The sequence below is a fragment of the Kitasatospora sp. NPDC091257 genome (assembly GCF_044757675.1).
In the GTDB taxonomy this organism is placed as follows: Bacteria; Actinomycetota; Actinomycetes; order Streptomycetales; family Streptomycetaceae; genus Kitasatospora; species Kitasatospora lactacystinica.
Genome location: NZ_JBIVVI010000287.1, coordinates 1 through 8,313, shown reverse-complemented (window position 1 = coordinate 8,313; position 8,313 = coordinate 1). Strand labels below are relative to the sequence as shown.

The 8,313-nt window shown below is 72.7% G+C and carries 7 protein-coding genes; 1 reads left to right on the top strand and 6 read right to left on the bottom strand.

All coding sequences use genetic code 11. The annotated features are described in order from the left end of the window. Window positions 1–78 precede the first annotated feature (78 nt). The 6 genes from ACIQOV_RS15820 to ACIQOV_RS15795 all read right to left on the bottom strand — a co-directional run bounded on the left by ACIQOV_RS15820 (window position 79) and on the right by ACIQOV_RS15795 (window position 7,470). Window positions 79–1,077 carry a SigB/SigF/SigG family RNA polymerase sigma factor gene (locus ACIQOV_RS15820; RefSeq protein WP_401048918.1) on the bottom strand — a complete coding sequence of 333 codons (999 nt, stop codon included), beginning with the start codon at window positions 1,075–1,077 and terminating at the stop codon, window positions 79–81. 295 nt (window positions 1,078–1,372) lie between these two features. Further along, on the bottom strand, window positions 1,373–3,055 hold the full coding sequence (locus ACIQOV_RS15815; RefSeq protein WP_401048917.1) for a multicopper oxidase family protein: 1,683 nt from the start codon (window positions 3,053–3,055) through the stop codon (window positions 1,373–1,375). A gap of 83 nt (window positions 3,056–3,138) precedes the next feature. After that, complete coding sequence (locus ACIQOV_RS15810) at window positions 3,139–4,347, bottom strand: ABC transporter ATP-binding protein (RefSeq protein WP_401048915.1); 1,209 nt, start codon at window positions 4,345–4,347, stop codon at window positions 3,139–3,141. 86 nt (window positions 4,348–4,433) lie between these two features. After that, complete coding sequence (locus ACIQOV_RS15805; protein ID WP_401048913.1) at window positions 4,434–5,267, bottom strand: carbohydrate ABC transporter permease; 834 nt, start codon at window positions 5,265–5,267, stop codon at window positions 4,434–4,436. After that, a complete protein-coding gene (locus tag ACIQOV_RS15800; RefSeq protein ID WP_359898313.1) occupies window positions 5,264–6,196 on the bottom strand; it encodes a sugar ABC transporter permease in 933 nt (310 codons plus the stop codon). The genes ACIQOV_RS15805 and ACIQOV_RS15800 overlap by 4 nt, the downstream gene beginning before the upstream one ends. Continuing rightward, complete coding sequence (locus tag ACIQOV_RS15795; RefSeq protein WP_380541637.1) at window positions 6,193–7,470, bottom strand: ABC transporter substrate-binding protein; 1,278 nt, start codon at window positions 7,468–7,470, stop codon at window positions 6,193–6,195. The genes ACIQOV_RS15800 and ACIQOV_RS15795 overlap by 4 nt, the downstream gene beginning before the upstream one ends. A 210-nt stretch (window positions 7,471–7,680) precedes the next feature. On the opposite strand from ACIQOV_RS15795, the gene ACIQOV_RS15790 reads away from it, so the two are divergent. After that, window positions 7,681–8,313, top strand: a 633-nt coding sequence (locus ACIQOV_RS15790; protein ID WP_401048910.1) for a universal stress protein, incomplete at its 3' end; no start/stop codon positions are given.

Here is an 8,313-nt window from a genome sequence, read left to right as displayed (position 1 = left end):
CCCGGCCCCGGCCGCAGCCCGACCGCCCAGCGGCCCGACGACAAACCCGAGGCGGACCCGCAGAGGCCCCCCGCCGTCTCAACCGGCGCCCTCGACCGCTCCGCCGATTCCGTCGGTTCCGTCGGTTCCGTCGGTTCCGTCGGTTCCGTCGGTTCCGTCGGTTCCGTCGGTTCCGTCGGCCCAACCCGGGGCGTCGCGGTCCTCCAGCTCCTCGCGCAGCCGGGCCAGGGTGGCGCTGAGCAGTCGGGAGACGTGCATCTGGGAGACGCCGATCCGCTCCGCGATCCGGGACTGGGTCCAGCCGTCCCAGAAGCGGAGTTCGAGGACGGTCTGCTCGCGTACGGGCAGCCGGGCCAACAGGGGGCGCACCGCGATGCGGAAGTCGGCGAGTTCGATGCCGGGGTCGCAGCCGCCGAGGTGGTCGAGCAGGGCGCTGCCGCTCTCGTCGGTGTCCTGGTCACGCAGGGCGTCCAGGGAGTTGGGGCGGTAGACGCGGCCCGCCATCAGTCCCTCGGTGGCCTGTTCGACGGTGAGGTCCAGGTCCTCGGCGATCTCCTCGGGGCGGGGCAGTCGGCCGAGTTCCTGTTCGAGGCGGTCCGAACCGCGGGCGACGCAGAGGTAGAGCTCCTGCATGCCGCGCGGGACCCGTACCGGCCAGGAGGTGTCGCGGAAGAACCGTTTGATCTCGCCGGTGATGGTGGGGATCGCGTAGGTGAGGAATTCGACGCCGCGCTGCGGGTCGTAGCCGTCGACGGCCTTGATCAGGCCGATGGTGCCGACCTGGAGGATGTCGTCCATGTCCTCGGCGCGGTGGCGGAAGCGGGCCGCGATGAAGCGCACCAGTGGCATGTTGAGCTCGATGATCGTGCCCCGCACGTAGCTGTAGGCGTGGGTCTCGCGGGCCAGCCCGGCCAGCCGTCCGAACAGCGCGTCGCTCAGTTCGCGGGCCTCGGACTTGCCCATCCGGCGCAGTTCGGCCGCCGTCGGTCTTCGCGGCAGGTCGGGGGGCAGGCCCTCGGGCGGGACCTCCCGGTCGGTCGTTTCCAGGTGGATGGACACGTGATCACTCCTGGGCATACGGGTGAACGCCCGGCGACGCGTGCGGATCCGCACCTCGTGCGTCGCGGACTTCTTCCACCAGGACCCGTGCCCGGTCTCTTCGAGCGCGGTCCCGGCGGCACCGTCCACGGTGCCGAGCGGCCGGAACGGTCACGGCCGCTGCATGAGTGTTCCTACCCCGGGGAGGCGTTTCCGAACTCACGTTCCGGGTGTTCTCCCGCCCGTCTTCCGCGCGGTCGCGCAACGGCACGGCCCGCGCGGGCGGTCGGGCGCGCCTCCCGACCGGTGTCCGCCCGGCCGGGAGGCGGCACGCTCAGTGGTCGAGCGGGCGGGGCCGTCCCGGCCAGGCGGGCCGGCCCGGCTCCCGGGGCCGCCTCGGCTGGACGTAGTCGACCAGCTGCATCATGCCGAGGTCCTCGTGCTGGAGCTGGTGGCAGTGCAGGACGGTACGGCCGGTGAAGTCCTCGTACTTGACCAGCAGGGTGACGGTGTCGCCCGGCTTGCCGCCGACCAGGTCGACGGTGTCCTGCCAGACCGGCGGGTCGAGCCGTCGGCCGTTGCGGTGGGTGACGAGGACGTGGTTGGTGTGCAGGTGGAAGGGGTGGTGGAAGGCCGGCATGGAGTCGTCGGTGTGCAGGGTCCAGCGTTCGACGGTGCCGAGTTCCAGGGTGTGGTTGACGAACTCGGGGTCGAACAGGCCGTAGGCGGGGTCGCGGGTGAGGTCGCCGCCGGGGTCGGCCGCGGGGGTGGGGTGGCTGCCGAGGACGCGGTAGGCGTTGGGGAACGGCGGGTCGAAGACCTTCGCGTCGACGTGGAAGACCACCTCGCGGTCGCTGCCCGGGTCGGCGAGGTCCTTCTCGTCGAGGAAGGGTTTGCCCTGCGGCAGCGTGGTCGGCAGTTCCATCGGCGGCCGGACGGCCTCGCCCGCCACCTCGATCGTCATCAGCGGCACGGGCACGCCCTTGGCCCGCAGTTCGTACGTCCCGGGCTCGCCGCCCCGGACCAGCACGTCGGCGCGGTTGCCCACGGCCAGGGACACCGTCTCGGCGGCGACCGGCGCGGGGAAGGTCACGCCGTCCATCGCGATCTGATGCATCGTCAGTTTCTGCTCCCCGGAGGTGACCTGGAGCGAGAGGGTGGTGAAGGCGGTCGCCGCGACCAGGCGCCAGCGCTGGACCTCGCCGGGGCGCAGCGCGAGGGTGGGGTTGACCGCGCCGTTGACGGTGAAGGTGGGCGGGACGGCGGCCAGGGCGTCGCCGGAGGTGAACTCGGGGACCTTCCCGTCCTTGAGCCGGAGTTCGTTGACGCAGACGACCAGGTCGGCGGCGGCCTTGATCTGCGGCACCTCGTCGACGTCGCCCTCGACGATGATGACCCCGGCCATCCCTCCGGCGATCTGTTCGGCGGTGGCGCCGTGCGCGTGGGGGTGGTACCAGTAGGTCCCCGCCGGGTGGCCGGGCGGGATCTCGACGGTGGTCAGGTACCGCGGCTCGGGGGCGCCGGCCGCGGCCTCGTCGGCGCTGCGCGGCGGGAATTCGCGCAGGACGTTGTCGGCGTTCCCGGAGGGCGAGACGTGCAGGCCGTGGGTGTGCAGGTTGAAGCTGTTCGCGCGGTGCGGCCGGTTGTGCCCGCCGTGGTGCGGCGGGTTCGGCGGGTTCGGCGGCAGGCCGTTGACCTGGGTCAGCCAGAGCGTGTCCCCGGCGCGCACCCGCAGGGTGGGCCCCGGGATGGTGCCGTTGTAGGTGCGCGTGGTGACCGTCCCGTAGCCCGGGACGGCGGTGTCCGTGAACCGGACGTCGAGCGCCTGGTCGAGCACCGCCCTCGACCCGTCGGAGGCGGACCGGGAGCTGCGGACGGCCGGCTGCGGGAAGGGGGTCGCGGCCGTCGCGGCCGTCGCGGGCCCGACGAGGATCCCGTCGGAGCCCGCCACGAGGACGGCGACTGCGGGAACGGCCTTGAGCACCGATCGTCGACTGATTCCGACAATTTCTCTCATAGCCGGGCAATCTAGGTCGACTTCCGCGGGCCCCCGGTCAGGCACACCGCGTGCCTGCCGGGGGTTGGGCCTTCCGTACCACGCTACGAACGCTCCGGATGGGTCAGGTTGGCCCCGTCGCGGGGGTCGAAGACATGGATGCGCGACGTGTCCACCCACAGCTCCAGCGGGCCGCCCTCGACGGCGCGGGTGGCCGGGTTCAGCCGGGCCACCACGCGGTGCTCCTGCATGCCGGTGTCGGCCCGGCCCGAGTCGGCGGCGAGTTCGGCCAGTTCGGCAAGTCCACCGAGGCCGGCGAGGCCCTCGGTCGCCGCCGGTCCGCCCGCCTCCGCGAAGTGGACGTAGACGTCCGAGCCGACCGACTCCCGGACCTCGACGGTCACGGTGACGGTGACCCCTCCGGTGTGCCCCTCGGCCAGGGCGGCGTCCTCGAAGTCCTCGGGGCGGATGCCGACGATCAGTTCGCGCGGCGCGTCCGCACGCTCCAGGGCGCGCCGGGTGCGGTCGTCCAGCGGCAGGTCGCCCAGCGAGGTGCGCAGGACGCCCCGCTCCAGCGCGGCGCCGAGGAAGTTCATCCCGGGCGAGCCGATGAACCCGGCGACGAAGAGGTTCACCGGCTCGTCGTACAGCTGCTGCGGCGAGCCGACCTGCTGGACGACCCCGGAGCGCATCACCACCACCCGGTCGCCGAGCGTCATCGCCTCGACCTGGTCGTGGGTGACGTAGACGGTGGTGGTGCCCAGCCGGCGCTGGAGGGCGGCGATCTGGGTGCGCATCTGCACCCGGAGCTTGGCGTCCAGGTTGGACAGCGGCTCGTCCATCAGGAAGACCTTGGGGTCGCGGACGATCGCCCGGCCCATCGCGACCCGCTGGCGCTGCCCGCCGGAGAGGTTGGCGGGCTTGCGGTCGAGGTGCCGGGTGAGGTCCAGGATCCGGGCGGCCTCCTCGACCTTGACGGCGATGGTCGGCTTGTCGACCTTGGCCAGGCGCAGCGCGAAGCCCATGTTGTCGCGCACGCTCATGTGCGGGTAGAGGGCGTAGCTCTGGAAGACCATCGCGATGTCCCGGTCCTTGGGCGCGCGGTCGTTGACCACCTCCCCGGCGATCCGCAGGGTGCCCTCGGTGATGTCCTCCAGCCCGGCGATCATGTTGAGCGTGGTGGACTTGCCGCAGCCGGAGGGGCCGACCAGGATCACGAACTCACCGTCGGCGATGGTGAGGTCGACGTCGCGGACGGCGAGGGCGCCGTCCGGGTAGCGCTTGGTGATGCCGTCGAGGACGATCTCGGCCACGATCCGCCTTCCTGGTCCGCCGGGTGGGGCGGGCTCAACCTCGGGAACTCGATGCGGGAACTCGATGCGGGAACTCGATGGAGGTCTCAGCCCTTGACCGCGCCGGCGGTGAGCCCGGCGACGATGCGGCGCTGGAACAGCAGCACGAAGACCACGATCGGGATCGTGATGATCACGGCGGCGGCCGCGATCGAGCCGGTCGGCTGCTCGAACTGGGAGCTCCCGGTGAAGAAGGCGATCGCCGCCGGAACCGTCCGGGCCGAGGTGGTGGAGGTCAGCGAGATCGCGAACAGGAAGTCGTTCCAGCAGAAGATGAAGACCAGGATGCCGGTGGTGAACACGCCGGGTGCCGCCAGCGGCGCGATGACCAGCCGGAACGCCTGCCACGGCGTGGCGCCGTCCACCTTGGCCGCCTTCTCCAGGTCCCAGGGGATCTCCCGGAAGAACGCCGAGAGCGTGTAGATCGCCAGCGGCAGCGAGAAGGTCATGTACGGGATGATCAGCCCGGCCCAGGTGTCGAACAGCCCGAGCGCCCGCTCGATGTCGAACAGCGGCGACACCAGCGAGATCGGCGGGAACATCGCGATCAGCAGCGACACCCCGATGAGCAGCCGCTTGCCGGGGAAGCGCAGCCGGGCCACCGCGTACGCGGCCATGGTGCCGAGCACGACGGCGATGGTGGTGGCGATCACCGCGATGCCGATCGAGTTGATCAGGGCGCGGGTGAACTCGGAGGTCTGGAAGATGCCGCGGTAGTTGGCCAGGGTCCACTGGCGGGGCACGAAGGCGCCGTCGGAGAGGGTGCTCGGCTCCTTGAAGGAGAGCGCCACGATCCACCACACCGGGAAGAGCGCGTAGAGCACGACCACCAGGTTGGCGATGCCCCAGCCGGTCAGGGTCCGGGCGTGCCGGCCGCTCATCGGTGCTCCGGTTCCGCGCCGGGCGCGGCCGCGCCGAACAGCTTGACGAAGACCAGCGCGATGAGGGCCACGCAGACGAAGATCAGCACCGAGATCGCCGAGCCGATGCCCAGGTTGAGCGCCGTGAAGAGGTTGTCGTAGCCGAGGATCGACACCGAGCCGGTGCCGTTGGAACCGCCGGTCAGCACGTAGATGTTGTCGAAGATCCGGAAGGCGTCCAGGGTGCGGAAGAGCAGGGCGACCAGGATCGCCGGCTTCATCAGCGGCAGGATCACCAGTCGCAGCCGCTGCCCGAAGCTCGCGCCGTCGACCATCGCCGCCCGGACCGTCTCGTCCGGGACGAGGGCCAGGCCGGCGAGCAGCAGCAGCGCCATGAACGGGGTGGTCTTCCACACCTCCGCGAGGATGATCAGGCCCACGGCCGGCCACTGCTCCGTCAGCGGGGCGCTGCCCTCCGGCAGCAGGGCGGCCAGGTAGCCGGTGCCCGGGGTCCAGGCGTACTGCCAGGAGTAGGCCGCCACCACGGTGACGATCCCGTACGGCACCAGCACCGCGGTGCGCACCGTGCCGCGCCCGAAGAGCGTCCGGTGCATCACCAGCGCGAGCGCCAGGCCGAGCACCAGCTCGACCGCCACCGACACCACGGTGATCAGCACCGTGACGCCGAGCGCCTGCCACCAGAACGGCGAGGTCAGCACCGCGCCGTAGTTGGCGAGCCCGATCCAGTGCGCCTGCTCGGGGAAGCGCAGGTCGTAGCGCTGCAGGGACAGGTAGACGGCGTAGCCGATCGGATAGGCGGTGACACCGAGCATCACGATCACCGCGGGGGCGCACAGCAGCAGGCCCAGCCGGCGTTCCTGGCGGGCCCCGCGCGAGGGCCCGGCCGGTTGCGGTGCGGCCGCGGCGGCGGTCTCGGTGGACGGTGTCACGGGATCAGCCCCTTCGAGCCGAGGGCGTCCTGGATCTGCCCGCGGAGGTCGGCCACGTCCTTCTCCGGGTGGATGCCGGCGGGCGGGGAGAGGGTGTGCGAGATGGCGATGGAGACGTTCTGGTAGGCCGGGGTCTGCGGGCGCACGCTGGCGGAGTCGAGGGCGGCCAGCACGTCGGCGGCGAACGGGTAGCTGGCGGTGAGCTCGGCCGTCTCGTACAGGCTGCGCAGCGAGGGCGGCAGGCCGCCCTTCAGCGCGTTGGTGAGCTGGTTGTCCCGGTCGCGCAGGCAGAGGGTGGCCTCGGCGGCGAGGTCGGGGTGCCGGCTGTACGCGCCCACCGCGAGGTCGATCCCGCCGATGGTCACGCTGGCGGGGCGGTCAGCGCTCACCGCGGGGTACGGGGCCCAGCGGAAGTGCGGGAACAGCTCCGGCCGGTTGGCCTTCATCGAGGGGTAGACGAAGGGGTAGTTGAGTTCGAAGGCGGCCGTCCCGGACTCCATCGCGAGCCGGTTCTGGTCCTCCATCTGGTTCGGCAGCGAGGGGTCGGCGGCCACCGACGTCGCCAGGTCGTGCATCACCCCGGCAGCCGTGACGGCGGGCGCCCCGAGCGAGGGCGCCTGCGCGTCGGGGGTGAGGATCGTGCCGCCCGCGCTGGTGACCAGCGTGTTGAACCAGACCGTCAGCCCCTCGTACTGGGCGCCCTGGATCTCCACGAAGTGCGGCTTGCCCTCGGCGGCCAGCTGCTGCGCCCGGAAGAGCATCTCCGCCCACGTCCCGGGCGGGGTCGGCACCAGGTCGTCGCGGTACCAGAGCAGCTGGGTGTTGGAGTTGTACGGCACGGCGTACAGCCGGTCCCGCCAGGTCGCGGTCCGCACGGCCGCGTCGAGGGTGTCGGCGGTGGCCCGCGCGCGCATCTCCCCGGTCCACTCGCGGATCCAGCCGGCCTCGGCGAACTCGGCGGGCCAGGTGACGTCCAGGCCCAGGACGTCCACCTCGGTGTCGTGCGCCGCCATCCGGCGCACCAGTTGCTGGCGCTGGCCGTCGGCGCCGCGGGGCAGCTTGTTGTAGCGGATCGTGTAGCGGCCGCCGGACTGCTGCCCGCAGCGGTCGGCGGCCTGCTGGAGGGCGCCCGAGTCGTCCGGGAAGTTGTACCAGTTCAGGGTGACCGGGCCGCCGCTCCCACCGCCCCCGCAGCCCACCAGGGCGGAGGCGAGCACGGCCAGTCCGGCGGCGGCGCTCGCCCACCGCGAGCGGAACGTGGGGACCCTCGGCATCGTTCTCCCGCGCTGGGACGGACCGGTCCGGCCGACCCTAGCCGGGCTCCCCCGGCCCGCCCCGGCCTGCCGGGCCGCCGGGCCGGGCGACCAGCCGGACGGCGGAACCGGGCCCCGGGCTCCCGGGAGGCGCCGGTCCGGGTCGGCACGGATACTGGCCGCACCGAAACCTCCGGAGGCTGGGACCGCACCGGAACCGAGGAGCACGCCGTGACCGGACCCGTCGTCGTCGGATTCGACGGCTCACCCGAGAGCCTGGCCGCCGCCGCCTGGGCCGCCCGCGAGGCGCAGCGCCGCGGCCTGCGCCTGGACGTCCTCCAGGCCTGGCCCCGACCGAAGCAGATCGCCCCCGGGAGCAGACCCGGCGACCACCCCGCGCTGGCACGACTCGCCGAACGGGAGAGCGAGTTGCGCACCCTCGCGCCGACGGTGGAGGTCGCCGCCACCTCCGTGGCCGCCGATCCCGTCGAGGCGCTGGAGGCGGCCGCGCACGGGGCCGCCCTGCTGGTGCTCGGCTCGCGCGGGCTGGGCACCCTGCGCGGCTTCCTGGTCGGCTCGGTGAGCCAGGAGGTGCTGCGCCGGGCGGACTGCCCGGTGGTGCTGGTCCGGGCCGGCGGGGACGAACCGGACGGCCCGGTGACGGTCGGCCTGGACCTGGCGCACCCGGCGGACGAGGTGCTGGCCTTCGCCTTCGAGGCCGCCGCCCTGCGCTCGGCGCCGCTGCGCGTCCTCCACGTCTGGTCCCCGCCGGCCGGCAGCGAGTACATGTCCTACGGGGCGATCGGCGGCCTGGAGGGCGAGGTCTCCGCCGTCGAGCGCAGCGGGCTCGACGGGGCCCTGGAC